This is a genomic window from Roseomonas fluvialis (assembly GCF_022846615.1).
In the GTDB taxonomy this organism is placed as follows: Bacteria; Pseudomonadota; Alphaproteobacteria; order Acetobacterales; family Acetobacteraceae; genus Neoroseomonas; species Neoroseomonas fluvialis.
Genome location: NZ_AP025637.1, coordinates 3,877,718 through 3,893,700, shown reverse-complemented (window position 1 = coordinate 3,893,700; position 15,983 = coordinate 3,877,718). Strand labels below are relative to the sequence as shown.

Sequence of the window (15,983 nt, the reverse complement as noted above, 5' to 3'; positions counted from 1 at the left end):
GCGGTTGGACCTGGTGTTGAACCCCGTCGCCGCGGTCGGGCGTGGCGTGATCGCCGCCTGCCGGACCATCGGCGAGGTCGCGATCTTTGCCGTCGTCGCCGTCAGCCATCTGCTGCGCCCGCCCTTCTTCGGGCGGCTGTTCCTGCGCCACCTGGCCGAGATCGCGTACTTCTCCCTGCCCGTGGTGGCGCTGACCGCGGTGTTCACCGGCATGGTGCTGGCCCTGCAATCCTATACCGGTTTCGCGCGCTTCAATGCCGAAGGCGCGGTCGCGAACGTGGTGGTGCTGTCGATCACGCGCGAACTTGGGCCCGTTCTGGCCGGGCTGATGGTGGCCGGGCGGATCGGCGCCGCCTTCGCCGCCGAGATCGGCACCATGCGCGTGACCGACCAGATCGACGCGCTGACCACGCTGTCCACCGACCCGATGAAGTACCTGGTCACGCCGCGGCTGCTGGCGGGCGTGCTGGCGCTGCCCTTCCTGGTGGTGGTGGCGGATATCCTGGGTGTGATGGGCGGCTGGCTGATCGGCACCACGAAGCTCGGCTTCGGCTCCGCCGGCTACCTGCGCGCCACGCTCGATTTCCTGCAGGTGATGGATGTCGTCTCGGGCCTCGTGAAGGCCGCCGTCTTCGGGTTCGTGATCACGCTGATGGGCTGCTGGTGCGGCTACAATTCGCGCGGCGGCGCGCAGGGCGTGGGCGCCGCGACGACCACGGCGGTGGTGTCGTCCTCGATCCTGATCCTCGCACTCGACTACATCCTGACCGAGCTGTTCTTCGCCACATGAGCACGCCGAAGATCCGCCTGCGCGGCCTGTCCAAGGCCTTCGGCGAGAAGCGTGTGCTGGATGGCGTGGACCTCGATATCCGCGCCGGGCACGGCATGGTGATCCTGGGCGGGTCGGGGTCGGGCAAGTCGGTCACCATCAAGTGCATCCTGGGCCTGATCACGCCCGATGCCGGCACGATCGAGGTCGATGGCCGCGACCTGCTCGCCATGCCGCGACGTGATCGCGCGGCGCTCAACGACCGCATCGGCATGCTGTTCCAGAACGGCGCGTTGTTCGATAGCCTGCCTGTCTGGGAGAACGTGTGCTTCAAGCTGCTGGCGCAGAAGCGCATCACCCGCGCTGCCGCCCGCGACAAGGCGGCCGAGGTGCTCGCCCAGGTCGGCCTCGCGGCATCCGTCGGCGACCTCTCGCCGGCGGAACTCTCGGGCGGGATGCAGAAGCGCGTGGGTCTCGCTCGCGCCATCGCCGCCGAACCCGACATCATCTTCTTCGACGAACCCACCACCGGCCTCGACCCGATCATGGGCGCGGTGATCGACGGGCTGATCGTGGATGTCGTGAAGCGCCTCGGCGCCACCGCCGTGTCCATCACGCACGACATGGCGAGCGCGCGGCGCATCGGCGACGACGCCGCCATGTTGCACAAGGGCCGCATCGTCTGGACCGGGCAGGCCTCGGCGCTTGGCGAGACCGGCAACGCGATGGTGGACCAGTTCGCGCGCGGCGATCGCGACGGGCCGATCCAGATGGAGTTGCGCCGGTAGGCCTTTTGCGTTCGCCCTGGCACGCTCCGATGTCTCGAACGTCGCGGTGTCACCAGCATCGCCACCCGATCCGATGCTCTCATTCGACCGGCATCGGCGCTGCCACCGTGGCCTGTGCGTGTGACGATGCGGGCGCGCGCCCGGCACGCATGCGGACAGTGCGCGCCGAGGCCACCGTGTGATGTGCGCGCCGCGCAAACCCCGGCGCGTCCGCCCGGGATCCTGCAGGATTCGTGGAAGCGCGACTTGACCGCACCGAGCCCCGGCGCGAGCCTTCCGACGGGATGAAATCGCGAGGCGCACGGCACACCAGCCGGAGCGTCGCCATGCCCGCCCCCGATCCCGATACAGAATTCGACATCGCCCTGGCCCGTGCCGGCGTGACCGTGCCGCCGGACCGCCGCCCGGCGATGATGGAAGGCTTCCTCGCCTGGCGCGCGCTGCGCGAGGTGCTCGACGAACCCATGCCGCGCACCACCGAACCCGCCTTCGGCCTGCGCCAGCCGCGCACACCCGAACGATGACCACGCCCGTCCCCTCGCTGGCGGACGCGTCGCGCGCGATTGCCGCCGGTACGCTTTCGCCCGTCGAACTCACCGAACAGGCGCTGGCGCGCATCGCCGCGCTGGACCCGTCGCTGCATGCCTTCATCGAGGTGACCGCGCCGCGGGCGCGTACCGCGGCCCAGGCCGCCGAGGCCGAGATCAAGGCCGGCCGCCGCCGCGGCCCGCTGCATGGCATCCCGTACGCGCTGAAGGACATCTACGACGCCGCCGGGCTGCGCACGACCTGCCATTCGCGCCAGATGCTGCAGAATATGGCCGACACCGACGCCGAGACGACGGCGCGGCTGGAAGCCGCTGGCATGGTGCTGCTCGGCAAGCTCTCCACGCATGAATTCGCCCGTGGCGGACCGACCGACGAACTCGCCTTCCCCAATGCGAAAAATCCCTGGGACGTGACGCGCTTCGCCGGCGGGTCGTCATCCGGTTCGGGCACCGCGGTCGCGTCGGGCATGGTGGCGATGGCGATGGGCAGCGACACCGGCGGGTCGATCCGCCTGCCGGCGTCGTATTGCGGCATCGTCGGGCTGAAGGCGACCTATGGGCGGATCAGCCGGCGCGGGGTGTTCCCGCTCTCCTTCACGCTGGATCACGCGGGCCCGCTCGCGCGCACCGTGGAAGACTGCGCGCTGACCACGCAGGTGCTGGCCGGACACGACCCGCTCGACCCCGGATCAGCCGACGAACCGGTGCCGGACTACATGGCGCAGATCGACGCCGGAATTGCCGGGTTGGTCATCGGTCGCGCGCGCGCCTTCGACATCGAATCAGGCGTGGATGCCGAGACAATGACGGCACTCGATGCCGCCTGCGAGGTGTTGCGCGGCCTCGGTGCCACCATCATCGACGTGACCCTGCCCGCGCGTGCACGCACCGATGCCGTGACCCAGGCGGTGCTGCTGGCCGAAGGCTTCGCCATCCATGCCGACTGGCTGCGCCGCACGCCCGAACTCTATGGCCGCGTCACGCGCGAAAGATTGATGATGGGCGCCTTCGTCTCCGGCGCCGACTACGTCCAGGCGCAGCGCCTGCGACGCGTGCTGATCGCGGAGATGGACGCCGTCTTCGCGCGCTGCGATGCGGTGCTGTGCGCCGGCACGCCCTCCGCCGCGCCGCTGCTCAGCGAGGTGGACGAGGGGCCGTTCCGCAAGTCGCATCCGATCACCTCGACCTTCAACGCAACCGGGCATCCGGCCATCGCGCTACCCTGCGGATTCGGCGCGAACGGCATGCCGCTGTCGCTGTCCTTCGCGGCCGGGTCGTTCCACGAGGCCCTGCTGTTCCGCGTGGCGCATGCCTACGAACGCGCGGCGGGCTGGTGGGAACAGCGGCCGCCGCTCGCCGTGTGATGGACGGGGCCAGGCGCGTTGCCGGCCCTGCGCGGCCTCGGCGCGACGGTCCGCCGCGCGCCGACCGAAGCCGCGCACCTGCCATCCCAGGCAACACGCACCCGGGGTGGCGGGCGCCGTCACGACCCTTGACCCGCCAGCGTCCGCAGCGCGACCCTCCCTCCACGAAGCCGGGCCGCGCCAACGGACCAGGCCGCATCCGAGGAACGCCACCCATGCCGCTCACGCTCAAGCCGCTGCACCCGCTCTTTGTCGCCGAAGCCACGGGCATCGACCTGCGCCAGCCGATCGCGCCGGATCTCGCCGCCGAGATCCACCGCGCCATGGACACCTACGCGGTCCTGGTCTTCCCCGGCCAGGCGCTCGACGACGAACAGCAGATGAACTTCGGCCGCGCGCTCGGCACGCTCGAAGCCACCCGCGGCGTGGTCGACGCCCACAAGCACCGCCTCAAGCACCAGGAGATGAACGACATCTCCAACCTCGACACCGATGGCTCGCTGCTCGCCGCCGATGACCGGCGCCGGATGTTCGCGCTGGGCAACCGGCTCTGGCACTCGGACTCATCCTTCAAGCCGACACCGGCGATGTATTCCATGCTGCACGCCCGCGTGATCCCGCCCGAAGGCGGCGAGACCGAATTCGCCGACATGCGCGCCGCCTGGGACGCCCTGCCCGAGCGCACCAAGGCGAAGATCAAGGACCTCACGACCTGGCACTCGCTGATCTATTCCCGCGCGCAACTCGGCTTCGACGAATACACGCCCGAGGAAAAGAAAGCCTTCGCCCCCGTGCCGCAACGCCTGGTGCGCCGCCACCCCGGATCAGGCCGCACGTCACTGTACCTCTCGGCCCATATCGGCCGCATCGACGGCATGCCCACGCCCGAAGGCATGGCCATGATCCGCGACCTCACGGAACACGCCACCCAACGCGACTTCGTCCACCGCCACCACTGGACCCAGAACGACCTGGTGATGTGGGACAACCGCTGCACCCTGCACCGCGCCCGCCCCTTTGAAGACACCACCTACCCCCGCGACATGCGCCGCGTGACCCTGACGGACGTGGCACCGACGCTGGAACAGCAGGCGGCCTGACGGGGGATGGGCGCGCGGGGAGGGCTCTGCCCTCCCCGAACCCCACCCGCCAAGGGCTTAAGGCCCTTGGAACCCTCGATTTGATCGGGGATTTCGGGGAGGGGCATGGTGCGCCCGTCGGGCAGGTTGGCACCGACGATGCCCCTCCCCAAAATCCCCGATGAAAACCCCGCGGTCCAGGGGGCCGTAGCCCCCTGGTGGGGGAGGTCCGGAGGGGGCAAAGCCCCCTCCGCCGCCCGCCTTCACCCCGCCGGGATCAGCTTGACCCGTTTCCCGTCCACGCCCAGCGCCAGGCGTCCGGCCTTCAGGGCCAGGGCTGCGTCGCCGAACACGTCGCGGCGCCAGCCGTGCAGGGCGGGCACTTCGGCGTCGTCGCCGGTGGCCAGGCGGTCGAGGTCGTCGCTGCTGGCGAGCAGTTTCGGCGCGACGTGGTGTTCCTCGCTCTTCGCCGCCAGCAGCACCTTCAGCAGCGCGACCAGTGCGGGGGAGGCCGGTGGCCCGGCGCGGTCCTTCGGCGCCTCGGGCAGAGCCTCGTCGGCCAGTTCCTTCCCGGCCTTCACTGCGGCGAGCAGCCCGATCCCGGACCTCCCCTTGGCGAAGCCTTCCGAGATGCCGCGCGCGCGCGCCAGGTCGGCCGCGGTTTCCGGCGTGGTGGCCGCGATCTCGAGCAGCGTCTCGTCCTTCACCAGGCGCTGGCGCGGGATGTTGATGCGCTGCGCCTCGCGTTCGCGCCACGCGGTCACGGCCTGCAGCACGCCCAGGAAGCGCCGGTTCGTGGTGCGCGGGCGCAGGCGTTCCCAGGCACTCTCGGGGTCGGTGAGGTAGGTGGCCGGGTCGGCCAGCGCGCCCATTTCCTCCGCCACCCAGGCGAGGCGCCCCTCGCGCCGCAGCTTGGCATCGAGCGCGGTGTAGATCTTGCGCAAATGCGTCACATCGGCCGCGGCGTAGGCGAGCTGCGCGGCCGACAGCGGTCGTGCCGACCAGTCGCTGAACCGGTGCGCCTTGTCGATCTGCACGCCGGCCAGCGACCGGCACAGCCCGTCATACGACACCTGGTCGCCGAAGCCCGCGACCATGGCGGCGATCTGCGTGTCGAACAGCGGCGTCGGCACGGCGCCGAATTTCAGCAGGAAGATCTCCACATCCTGCCGGGCGGCGTGGAACACCTTCACCACGGCGGGGTCGGCCAGCAATTCGCCGAGCGGCGCCAGGTCCAGGCCCGGCGCCAGGGCATCGACTTCCGCGACCTCGGTCTCGCCGGCGAGCTGCACCAGGCAGAGTTCCGGCCAGTAGGTGCGTTCGCGCATGAATTCGGTGTCGACCGTGACGAAGGCCTCGCTGCGCAGGCGGGCGCAGAGCGCGGCCAGGGCCTCGGTCTCGGTGATCAGGACGGGGGTGGGTTCGGCGGCGGCAGCGGGGCGGCGACTCATGTCCTTCGCTTCTAGACCCCGGGGCGGGGGAGGGAAAGCGGCCCGGGCAGGTTCTTGGCGCCCTGCTTCGTGTCTGCCGGCGGGCCGTCGGGCTGGCGGGCCGGCCGGGCGCGGCGCATCCTGCCCGCCGGTACGGAGGACAAACCTATGCAGATGCGCGCGCTCGGCCGGTCCGGCCTGTCGGTGCCCCCGGTGGTCTTCGGCGGCAATGTGTTCGGCTGGACGGCCGACCAGGCGATGTCCTTCCGCCTCCTCGATGCCTGCGTGGAGCGCGGCCTGGTCGCTATCGACACGGCGGATGTCTATTCCACCTGGGTCGCGGGCCATGCCGGCGGCGAATCGGAGACGATCATCGGCGCCTGGCTGAAGGCGCGCCCGGGCGTGCGGGACAAGGTCCTGATCCTGACCAAGTGCGGCATGGAGATCCCGGGGCAGGGGAAGGGGCTCTCCCCCGCCTGGATCGCCGCCGCCTGCGAGGCATCGCTGAAGCGCCTCGCGATCGAGCGCATCGACCTGTACCAGGCGCACCGGGACGACGAGGCGACGCCGCTGGCCGACACGCTCGGTGCCTTCCAGCGGCTGATCGAGGCCGGGAAGGTCCGCGCCATCGGGTCGTCCAACTACACCGCCGCGCGGCTGAAGGCGGCGCTCGACCTCAGCGCGGCGCATGGCCTGCCGCGCTTCGAAAGCCACCAGCCCGTCTACAACCTGATGGACCGCGGCATCGAGGCCGACCTGCTGCCGCTGTGCCTCGCCGAACAGGTGGGCGTCATCACCTATTCCGCGCTCGCCTCGGGCTTCTTGACCGGCAAGTACCGTTCGGCGGCGGATCTTTCGAAGTCGGTGCGCGGGGAGCGCGCCGTGGCGAAGCACATGACCGACAAGGGAATGCGCGTGCTGGCGGCGGTGGATGCGGTGGCGGACCGGCACGGCATCACCCGTGCGGCGGTCTCACTGGCCTGGCAATTGGCGCGCCCGGGCATCACCGCGCCGATCGCGAGTGCGACCAGCCCCGAGCAACTGGCGGAACTGGCCGTGGCGGGGGAGGTGGCGTTGACCGCCGCCGACGTGGCGGCGCTGGACGCCGCCAGCACGTGACGGTTCGGTGACGCCCCGGCCGATGCCTTGCGCCCGGCGGTGCCGGTCCGACATCGTACGCAAACGGAACGGGGGCGGTGATGATGCGTCGGCGTGACATCCTGGCGGCATCGGCCGCCCTCGCGGCCGGCCCGGCCGCGGCGCAGGGCCTGGCGGTCGAACCGCTCGCCCGCTTCCCCAGCGGCACATTCCTCGAGAACCTGGTGGTGCGGCCGGACGGGTCGGTGCTGTTCACCAACTACTTCGCCCGGCGGGTCGAGGCCTGGTCGCCGGCCGGCGCCGGCCCCTGGGCGGAGGTGCCGCTGCACCCGGTCAGCCTGGCGTTGCTCGATGGCGGCGCGGTTGCGCTGGCCGGGCATGGCGCGGTCTTCACCCAGGGCCCGGCGGCGCTGCGCGGCACCGGCGCCGTGCTGCTGCTGGACGGCCAGGGCCGGGTGCAACGCCGCCTGCCGCTGCCCGAGGCGATCTTCCCCAACGGCCTGCTGGTCCTGGCGCCGGGCCTGCTTCTGCTGGCCGATTCGGCGCTGGGGCGCGTCTGGGCGGTGCCGCTGGACGGTGCCCCGCCGCGGGTCTGGCTGGACGACCCGGCCCTGGCCGGGGACCCGGCGCGCCCGGCCCTGCCGGGCGTGAACGGCATCAAGCGCAGCGCCGACGGGCAGGCCTTGCTGCTGTCCAATTCCGCCACGCGGATGCTGCTGCGCGTCGGCCTTGATGGGGCCGGGATGCCGGCCGGCGCGCCCGCGCCGATGGCGCGCTTTCCCGGCATCGACGATTTCTGGGTCATGCCGGACGGCACCATCTGGGCGGCGACGCATGGCGGTGCGATCGCGCGGCTGCGCCCCGGCGCGACCGAGGCCGAGGGGTTTCCGGCGCCAGGGCTGGAGGGCAATACCGCGCTGGTCGCGGTGCCGAGGGCGCCGGCCGCGTATGTGCTGGGCACGGGCGGCCTGGCCGAAGGCGGGCGGGGCGAGGCGATGCTGGCCCGGGTGACCCTGCCCGGCTGACAATCCGGCGGTGCTTCGGGTTGTATTTAGGAAGAAATTCCGATACCTTCTCGTTCATGGAAACAGCCAGCCCGGCCCGTTCCGACCTCCGCCGACGCCTCCCCGCCGAGGACCGGGGGGAATTTGTCCGAAACCGACAGGTCGCGCCCTGCCGCCCATTTGTCCGAAACCGGCGGTTCCGTCTCCCGCCGCGGTTTTCCGCCCCCGCGCTTGACAGCCCCGCCCCTCTCGGTCCCTCTGCGCGGCCTTCCCTCCCAGCCCGTCACGGTCGCCAGAACATGCACGCCTATCGCACCCATACCTGCGCCGCGCTCCGCGCCTCCGATGCCGGCAAGACCGTGCGCATCTCGGGCTGGGTGCACCGCAAGCGCGACCATGGTGGGGTGCTGTTCGTCGACCTGCGCGACCATTACGGCCTCACGCAATGCGTGGTGGCGGCCGGGTCGCCCCTGCTGCCGACGCTGGAGGAAACCCGCCCCGAGAGCGTGGTGACCATCACCGGCGAGGTGGTGCTGCGCGAAGCCGGCACGGTGAACGCCAAGCTGCCCACCGGCGAGATCGAGATCCGCGTGCGCGAGGTGACGATCCAGTCCGCCGCCGAACAGCTGCCCATCCAGGTGGCGGGCGAGCAGGAATTCCCCGAGGACCTGCGCCTGCGCTACCGCTTCCTGGACCTGCGGCGCGAACGCCAGCACCGCAACATCATGCTGCGCGCCGGCGTCATCGCCTCGATCCGCCGCCGCATGATCGACCAGGGCTTCACCGAGTTCCAGACGCCGATCCTGACGGCATCCAGCCCCGAGGGCGCGCGCGACTTCCTGGTGCCGGCGCGCAACCATCCCGGCAAGTTCTACGCGCTGCCGCAGGCGCCGCAGCAGTTCAAGCAGTTGGCTATGGTCGCGGGCTTCGACCGCTACTTCCAGATCGCCCCCTGCTTCCGCGACGAGGCCTCGCGCGCCGACCGCAGCCCGGGCGAGTTCTACCAGCTCGACTTCGAGATGAGCTTCGTCACGCAGGAAGACGTGTTTGCCGCGATCGAACCCGTGATCGCCGGCGTCTTCGAGGAATTCGCCGGCGAGCGGAAGGTCTACGGCGCGCCCTTCCCGCGCATCGCCTACGACACCGCGATGCTGGAATACGGGTCGGACAAGCCGGACCTGCGCAACCCGCTGAAGATCACGGACGTGACGGCGCACTTCGCCGGGTCGGGCTTCGGGCTGTTCGCCAAGATCGCGGCTTCGGGCGGGGTCGTGCGCGCGATTCCCGCGCCGGGTGCGGCCGACAAGCCGCGCGGCTTCTTCGACAAGCTGAACGACTGGGCGCGGGCCGAGGGCGCCGGCGGCCTCGGCTACATCCAGTTTGCCGCTGATGGCGCGAAGGGCCCGATCGCCAAGAACCTGGAAGCCGACCGCGTCGAGGCCATCCGCGCGTCCTGCGGCCTGCAGCCCGGCGATGCGGTCTTCTTCGCCGCCGGCAAGAAGGACGAGGCGCCGAAGTTCAGCGGCAAGGTCCGCACCCGCCTCGGCGAGGAGCTGGACCTGATCGCGAAGGACGAATTCCGCTTCTGCTGGATCGTCGATTTCCCGATGTACGAGCTGAACGAGGACACCAAGCAGATCGACTTCAGCCACAACCCCTTCAGTATGCCGCAGGGCGGGCTCGAGGCGTTGAACACGATGGACCCCTTGGACATCAAGGCGTTCCAGTACGACATCGTGTGCAACGGCGTGGAGCTGTCGAGCGGCGCCATCCGCAACCACCGCCCCGAGATCATGATCCGCGCCTTCGAGATCGCCGGCTACACCGCCCAGGATGTCGAGGACCGCTTCGGCGGCATGCTCAACGCGTTCCGCTACGGCGCGCCCCCGCATGGTGGCTCGGCACCTGGCATCGACCGCATCGTCATGCTGCTGGCCGATGAGCCCAACATTCGCGAGGTCATCCTGTTCCCGCTGAACCAGCAGGGCGAGGATCTGATGATGCAGGCGCCGGCACCCGTGCCCGCCGCGCGGCTCAAGGAACTTCACATCAAGCTGGATCTTCCGCCCGCGAAGGGTGCGGCGGCGCCGAAGACTCCCTAAGTTCATGGTCCCGACCTGCCCGAGGAGACCGCGATGCGGCTGAGCCTTGTCACTGCCCTTGTCGCGCTTCTCGTGGCCCCGTTGGCGCAGGCGCAGGCGCCTGCCACCCCGGTTCCCGCCGGCCAGCAGATCGAGGCGCGCCACCTGGCGGCGCATCGCGCGGCCTATCGCCTCACGCTCGCGCAGGCGCGCGAACCGGGCAATATCGCCCGCGCCGAGGGCGCGATGGCCTACGAGCTCATCGACGCCTGCGACGGCTGGGCGACGCGCCAGCGATTCTCCCTCACGCTGACCGACCGCGACGGGACCGAGCTCGAGACCGCGTCGGACTACTCGACCTATGAGAGCAAGGACGGGCGCCGCCTGCGTTTCACGCTCACGCAGATGACGCAGGGCGCTGTCACCACCCGTATCGCCGGCGAGGCCGAGATCATGGCCGATGGCACCGGCGTGGTGCGCTACACCGAACCCGCCGCGCGCGAGGAGCGCCTTCCGCCGGGCACCATGCTGCCCAACCACCACACCATCCTGACGCTGAACGCCGCGCGCAACGGCCAGCGCCTGGTGGTCGGCCCGTTGATGGACGGCACGTCGGAGGATGGCGCGCAGGATACCACGACGGTGCTCTCGGCCTGGGACGCGCCGCGCGAGGTGGCGGACTTCCCGGCGCTATCCCCGCTCGGCTCCGTGCGCATGCGCATCGCCTTCTTCGACCGCGACGCGCAGAGCCAGGGCGGTGGTGCGACCACGCCATCCTACGAGGTCTCCCTGCGCTACTGGGAGAACGGCATCGCCGACCAGCTGCTGATGGACTTCCGCGAGTTCGTGGTGGAGGGCCGGATGGTGAAGCTCGAACCCGTGCCCGGCGGGTGCTGAACGACCCGGCGGTCCTGTCGGCCCTGGCGCGTGCCTACCGGCGCGGCCAGGAAAGCATGCGCGAGGCAGCGGTCGAGGCCGCGCGCATCGCCGCGGTGCTGGCAGGCGAAGACCGCGGCGCGATCGCCGAAGCGCGCGCACAGGGCGCTCTGGCAGCGGAGGCAGCGATCCGCAGCCTGCCGCTGCGCCCCTACGATGCGGACGATGCCTGAGGCGCTGGAGCGCCTGCCGTTCGCGAGCTCTTACGTCATGCTCACGCGCCTTTTGGTGTCGCGAGCATCTTTGCCCGCTCGAGCGCTTCTGCTTGAGCGGGCGATGCGCTAGGCGCGCCTGAGGTTCCACACGAAGGGGTTCGGCCCCTGCAGCACGCCGCTGATATCGGCGCGGAACGCCGTGCGCAGCCGGAACAGGCCGGTCGGCGCGAAGGGCACCGCATCCCAGGCGAGTTCCTGCAGGCGGCGCATCGCGGTCGCCTGCGTGTCGGCGTCGGTGGCGGTTATCCAGGCTTCAACCTGTTCCTCCACCGCCGCGTCGGTCGGCCAGCCAGGCCACGCCGCAGCACCGTTCATGCGGATGGCGAAGGACACCGCGGGGTTCGCGATGGTCGCCGCGGGGCCGTTGGTGTTGTGCAGGTTCCATCCGCCCTGTGCGGGCGGGTTGCGGTTGGCACGGCGCGCCAGCACCGAGGCCCAGTCGCTTTCGACCACCTGGATGTTCACGCCGAGCTGGCGCATCAGTGCGACCGTGAGCCGCCCCTGCTGCGTCACCGCCGGGAAGTCGGAGGGGTTGATGTGGATGATCGGTTCGCCGGTGTAGCCGGCCTCGCGCAGCGCGGCGCGGGCGCGATCCATGGCGGCGGGGCCGCGCGCGGCGGGCGGGAATTCCACCACGCCGGGCAGGCCGCAGGGGAACATTGCGTGGCATTCCTGCCAGTCGCCTTCGAGCGCGACCGCGGCCATGAAGTCGGACTGCACGATCACGTCGCGGATGGCGCGGCGCACCCGCACGTCGTCGAAGGGCTTGTGCAGGTGGTTGAAGCGCAGGAAGCCCAGGAAGCCGTTCGGGTCGTAGATCTGCGTGCGCGTCTGCGGGCCGCGTTCGAGCACCGGCACCAGGTCCGGCAGGGGGTATTCGATCCAGTCGATCTCGCCGGTGCGCAGCGCGGCCGCCGCCGTGCCGCCATCGGGGATCCAGGTGAGCTCGAGCCGGTCGAAATGCACGCGCTTGCCGCCGGCGGCGGCCTCGGCCGGTTCGTCGCGCGGGGCATAGGCGTCGTTGCGCGCGTAGTGGCTGCGGCTGCCCTGCACGTAGTCGGCCGCGATGAAACGCCAGGGGCCGGAGCCGATCATGTGCTCGACACCCAGCGCGCGGTCGGCGGGCAGGGAGGCGATGCGCTCGGGCATCATGAAGCAGGGCGACGAACCGGGCTTGGCCAGCGCGTCGAACAGCGCGGGGAACGGGCGGTGCAGGCGGAAGACGATGGTGCGGTCGTCGGCGGCGGACAGGTCCGCGGTGGCGCGCAGCAGCACCTGGCCGAAGCCGTCACGGCTGGCCCAGCGCTTGATCGACGCCACGCAGTCGGCAGCGCGAACGGGGTCGCCGTCATGCCAACGCAGCCCGTCGCGCAGGCGGATGCGCACGGTGCGGCCATTGTCCTCAACCGCATGCCCCTCGGCCATTTGCGGGCGCGGACGCAGCGCGCGGTCCGCGCCATACAGCGTGTCGAACACGCAATAGGCGTGGGTGGTGATGATGGTGCTGGGGCTGAACACGGGGTCGAGCGAGGCGAGCGCCGCCTGCGGCATGAAGCGCAGGGTGCGGGCGCGGGCTGACTGCGCGAGGGCCGGGCTGGCGAAGGCCGCGGTGGTGGCGGCGATCAGCGAGCGGCGATGCATGCGTCGTTTCCTCCATGCCGGCGAAGGAAACGGGGGCTTCCGCACATGGCCGCGCGTGCGCCCGCGAGGGTGCTGAACGCGCGGACGAACGGGTGGCACCGTTCCCTACACCGGTCCGAACCGGATCAGGTTCCATGGGTCGCGGGTGAAGCCCGCCTCTCAGCCCCCGGACGGGGCTCCCCAAGGTGTCCATGCCGTACATGCGCCTGTCGTGCGGCGTGCGCAAGGGCGGGGCTGCGCGCCGCGCGGGGCGTGGCATAGGATGGGGCGGACAGGGAAGGGACACTCCATGGATACCGCCACGCTGCCGCCCGTGATCCGCCTGCACCCCGAGGATGGGGTGGTCATCGCGCGATCGGTGTTGCTGCCTGGCACCGTGGTCGCACCGGGTGTGACCGTGGGCGGGCGGCGCATTCCGGCCGGGCACAAGGTGGCGGTGCGACCGCATGCGAAGGGCGAGCCGATCCGCCGCTACGGCCAGATCATCGGCTTCGCGACGGATGCGATCGAACCCGGTGCCTGGGTGCATACGCACAACTGCGAGATGGGCGACTTCTCCCGCGACTATGCCTGGGGCGTGGATGCGAAGCCGACGGCGTATGTGGACACGCCCGCGACGTTCATGGGCATCCGCCGCGCCGATGGGCGCGTGGCCACGCGCAATTACATCGGCATCGTCACCAGCGTGAACTGTTCGGCGCATGTGGCGGAACTGATCGCGCGGCAATTCGAACGCAACCCAATCACCGGGCATGACCCGCTGGCAGACTGGCCGAACGTGGATGGCGTGGTGGCGCTGACGCACAAGACCGGCTGCGGCATGACGATGGACGAGCCGCTGCGCGTGCTGCGGCGCACGCTGGCGGGCTTTGCGCGGCATGCGAATTTCTCCCACGTGATCGCCATCGGGCTGGGCTGCGAGGTGAACCAGCTCGGCCCGATGCTGGAGGAGCAGAAGCTGACCGGGCGGCTGCGCAGCATGGACATCCAGGACAGCGGCGGGTCGCGCGCGACCGTGCTGAAGGGGATGGACTTCGTGCGCGAGGTGCTGGCCGAATCCAACACGGCGACGCGTGTCGCGGTGCCCGCTTCTGAGTTGTGCGTCGCGCTGCAATGCGGCGGGTCGGACGGGTATTCCGGCATCACCGCGAATCCGGCGCTGGGGGCGGCCTCCGACCTGGTGGTGCGGCATGGCGGCACGGTGATCCTGTCGGAATCGCCCGAGACCTATGGTGCCGAACACCTGCTGACGCGCCGCGCCGTCTCGCGCGAGGTCGGGCAGAAGCTGGTCGATGTGATGACCTGGTGGGAAGACTACACCGCGCGCGAGGGGGCGGAGATGAATGCCAACCCGTCGCCTGGCAACAAGGCGGGCGGGCTGACCACCATCCTCGAGAAGTCGCTGGGTGCGATGGCCAAGGCGGGCACGACCAACCTCGTCGAGGTGTATCGCTATGCCGAACCCGTCACCGCCAAAGGCTTCGTCTTCATGGACACGCCGGGCTACGACCCGGTGGGGGCGACGGGTCAGGTGGCGGGCGGGGCGAATCTGGTGTGTTTCACCACCGGGCGCGGGTCGGTGTTCGGGATGAAGCCGGCGCCGTCGATCAAGCTCGCGACCAACACCGCCATGTACGACCGGCTGCGCGAGGACATGGACATCGACTGCGGCGCGATCGTGAGCGGTGGCGAGAGCGTGGAAGCCTGCGGGCAGCGCATCTTCGACCGGATGCTGCGCACGGCGTCGGGCGAGCCCACGCGCAGCGAGGCGATGGGGTTCGGGGCGCAGGAGTTTGCGCCATGGGTGCTGGGGGCGACGATGTGAGCGAGAGGTCGGGGGGCGCGCCCCTGTTATCGGCGGTCTTGACCATTGTCGCCCTGGCGACGGCGGTCTTCAGGATCCCGACGCAGTACGAGCGGGGCATGGCTGTGCTGCGGCAAGACGTGCGACGACGGCATTCGACGCGCGCTCGGGTTCCGCAGGCGCATGGTGCTGTGGCCCGTGCCTTCCGCCCTGGCGCACGAAGCGGCGGCCGCTTTGGTGGCAGCATGATGTTGCGCTCGCTGTCGCACCGCCTCCTGTCTACTCGGCGGCCGGCATGACCGAGGCGTCGTATCCGCATGCAGGCGCCGTAGCGTGACCACGCTGGTTCAGATGTTGGCCGTCCTGTTCGGTGTCGCGAGCGCAGGCTTCGCAATGCTGGCGCTGGTGGACGGGTATCGCGCCGTGCGCATCGGTGGATCGCGCCTTCTGTTCAACGGCTGGGACTGGTTCGTGATGTCGGACCGCGTGCCGGCCGAGGCACGGCCGCATATGCGCCGCGCGCTCGCGCGCTGGGGGCTGGCGATCCTGTGCATGGTGCTGGCGTCTGTTGTCGGCGCGCTCTCCGGCCGCGCGGCGTGAACGCCGGCGCCCTGCTCGCCGCGGCGCGGCGCCTCGACGCCGCGGGGTTCATGCCCTCGAAGTCCGGCAACCTGTCGATGCGCGACGGCGATGGCTTCCTCATCACCCCCGCCGCGTTGCCCTATGCCGACACCGCCGAGGCCGACCTGGTGCGTATGACCGCCGACGGCAGCGCGACGGGGCGGCGCCGCCCGTCATCCGAATGGCAACTGCACGCCGCCGTCTATGCGGCGCGGCCGGATGCGAACGCTGTCGTGCACACCCACAGCCCGCGGGCCACCGCGCTGTCCTGCGCGCGTTCCGGCATCCCGCCCTTCCACTACATGGTGCTGCTGGCGGGCGGTGATGTGCGGTGCGCGGCACATGCCACTTTCGGCACCGTCGCGCTGGCGAACAACGCCGTTGCCGCGCTGGAGGGCCGCCGCGCGGTGTTGCTGGCGAACCACGGCGCCGTGGCAATGGGTGCCACGCTTGCCGCCGCGCTGACGCTGGCGTTCGAGATCGAGAACCTGGCAGGCCAGTATCTCGATCTGCTGGCGGCGGGGCTGGAGCCCGTGCTGCTGGACGCGCGCGACCTGGCCGAGGCCGCCGCGCAATTCGCCGGCTATGGCCGCGGCTAGGGCAGA

At 70.7% G+C, this 15,983-nt stretch carries 15 protein-coding genes and 1 riboswitch; of the genes, 13 read left to right on the top strand and 2 right to left on the bottom strand.

Features of this window, described 5'->3' with window-relative positions; all coding sequences use genetic code 11:
- Nucleotides 1-4 precede the first annotated feature (4 nt).
- From MWM08_RS18725 to MWM08_RS18705, 5 genes are all read left to right on the top strand, one after another.
- A complete protein-coding gene (locus MWM08_RS18725) occupies nt 5-790 on the top strand; it encodes an MlaE family ABC transporter permease (protein ID WP_244408020.1) in 786 nt (261 codons plus the stop codon).
- Complete coding sequence (locus MWM08_RS18720; RefSeq protein ID WP_244408019.1) at nt 787-1,557, top strand: ABC transporter ATP-binding protein; 771 nt, start codon at nt 787-789, stop codon at nt 1,555-1,557. Before MWM08_RS18725 ends, MWM08_RS18720 begins: the two co-directional genes overlap by 4 nt.
- Nucleotides 1,558-1,883: 326 nt before the next feature.
- Nucleotides 1,884-2,081, top strand: coding sequence for a hypothetical protein (locus MWM08_RS18715; RefSeq protein ID WP_244408018.1), 198 nt, complete (start codon nt 1,884-1,886; stop codon nt 2,079-2,081).
- Nucleotides 2,078-3,469: an amidase gene (locus tag MWM08_RS18710; protein ID WP_244408017.1), complete on the top strand. Its 1,392-nt coding sequence runs from the start codon at nt 2,078-2,080 to the stop codon at nt 3,467-3,469. The genes MWM08_RS18715 and MWM08_RS18710 overlap by 4 nt, the downstream gene beginning before the upstream one ends.
- A gap of 215 nt (nt 3,470-3,684) precedes the next feature.
- Nucleotides 3,685-4,569, top strand: a complete 885-nt coding sequence (locus MWM08_RS18705) for a TauD/TfdA dioxygenase family protein (RefSeq protein ID WP_244408016.1) — start codon at nt 3,685-3,687, stop codon at nt 4,567-4,569.
- A 242-nt stretch (nt 4,570-4,811) separates the two neighbouring features.
- Here MWM08_RS18705 and rnd read toward each other — a convergent pair whose 3' ends face one another.
- Nucleotides 4,812-5,999, bottom strand: a complete 1,188-nt coding sequence (rnd, locus tag MWM08_RS18700; RefSeq protein WP_244408015.1) for a ribonuclease D — start codon at nt 5,997-5,999, stop codon at nt 4,812-4,814.
- 147 nt (nt 6,000-6,146) lie between these two features.
- Here rnd and MWM08_RS18695 point away from each other — a divergent pair, with 147 nt between their 5' ends.
- From MWM08_RS18695 to MWM08_RS18675, 5 genes are all read left to right on the top strand, one after another.
- Complete coding sequence (locus tag MWM08_RS18695; RefSeq protein ID WP_244408014.1) at nt 6,147-7,097, top strand: aldo/keto reductase; 951 nt, start codon at nt 6,147-6,149, stop codon at nt 7,095-7,097.
- Between the two features lie 80 nt (nt 7,098-7,177).
- A complete protein-coding gene (locus MWM08_RS18690; RefSeq protein ID WP_244408013.1) occupies nt 7,178-8,101 on the top strand; it encodes an SMP-30/gluconolactonase/LRE family protein in 924 nt (307 codons plus the stop codon).
- 278 nt (nt 8,102-8,379) lie between these two features.
- The gene (gene aspS, locus MWM08_RS18685; RefSeq protein WP_244408012.1) at nt 8,380-10,182 is read left to right on the top strand and encodes an aspartate--tRNA ligase; all 1,803 of its coding nucleotides are present in this window, start codon (nt 8,380-8,382) and stop codon (nt 10,180-10,182) included.
- Nucleotides 10,183-10,215: 33 nt separating this feature from the next.
- Nucleotides 10,216-11,058, top strand: coding sequence for an EipB family protein (locus MWM08_RS18680; protein ID WP_244408011.1), 843 nt, complete (start codon nt 10,216-10,218; stop codon nt 11,056-11,058).
- Nucleotides 11,052-11,270 carry a hypothetical protein gene (locus MWM08_RS18675; protein ID WP_244408010.1) on the top strand — a complete coding sequence of 73 codons (219 nt, stop codon included), beginning with the start codon at nt 11,052-11,054 and terminating at the stop codon, nt 11,268-11,270. The genes MWM08_RS18680 and MWM08_RS18675 overlap by 7 nt, the downstream gene beginning before the upstream one ends.
- Before the next feature lie 108 nt (nt 11,271-11,378).
- On the opposite strand, the gene MWM08_RS18670 is transcribed toward MWM08_RS18675, so the two are convergent.
- A complete protein-coding gene (locus MWM08_RS18670; RefSeq protein ID WP_244408009.1) occupies nt 11,379-12,953 on the bottom strand; it encodes an ABC transporter substrate-binding protein in 1,575 nt (524 codons plus the stop codon).
- An 84-nt stretch (nt 12,954-13,037) separates the two neighbouring features.
- Nucleotides 13,038-13,146: riboswitch (TPP riboswitch) on the bottom strand.
- A 96-nt stretch (nt 13,147-13,242) separates the two neighbouring features.
- Between MWM08_RS18670 and MWM08_RS18665 the strand changes: the two genes are divergently transcribed.
- The 3 genes from MWM08_RS18665 to MWM08_RS18655 all read left to right on the top strand — a co-directional run bounded on the left by MWM08_RS18665 (nt 13,243) and on the right by MWM08_RS18655 (nt 15,977).
- Nucleotides 13,243-14,778 carry a UxaA family hydrolase gene (locus MWM08_RS18665; protein WP_244408008.1) on the top strand — a complete coding sequence of 512 codons (1,536 nt, stop codon included), beginning with the start codon at nt 13,243-13,245 and terminating at the stop codon, nt 14,776-14,778.
- A 312-nt stretch (nt 14,779-15,090) separates the two neighbouring features.
- A complete protein-coding gene (locus tag MWM08_RS18660) occupies nt 15,091-15,357 on the top strand; it encodes a hypothetical protein (protein ID WP_244408007.1) in 267 nt (88 codons plus the stop codon).
- Nucleotides 15,354-15,977: a class II aldolase/adducin family protein gene (locus MWM08_RS18655; protein ID WP_244408006.1), complete on the top strand. Its 624-nt coding sequence runs from the start codon at nt 15,354-15,356 to the stop codon at nt 15,975-15,977. The genes MWM08_RS18660 and MWM08_RS18655 overlap by 4 nt, the downstream gene beginning before the upstream one ends.
- The last annotated feature ends 6 nt before the right edge of the window (nt 15,978-15,983 follow it).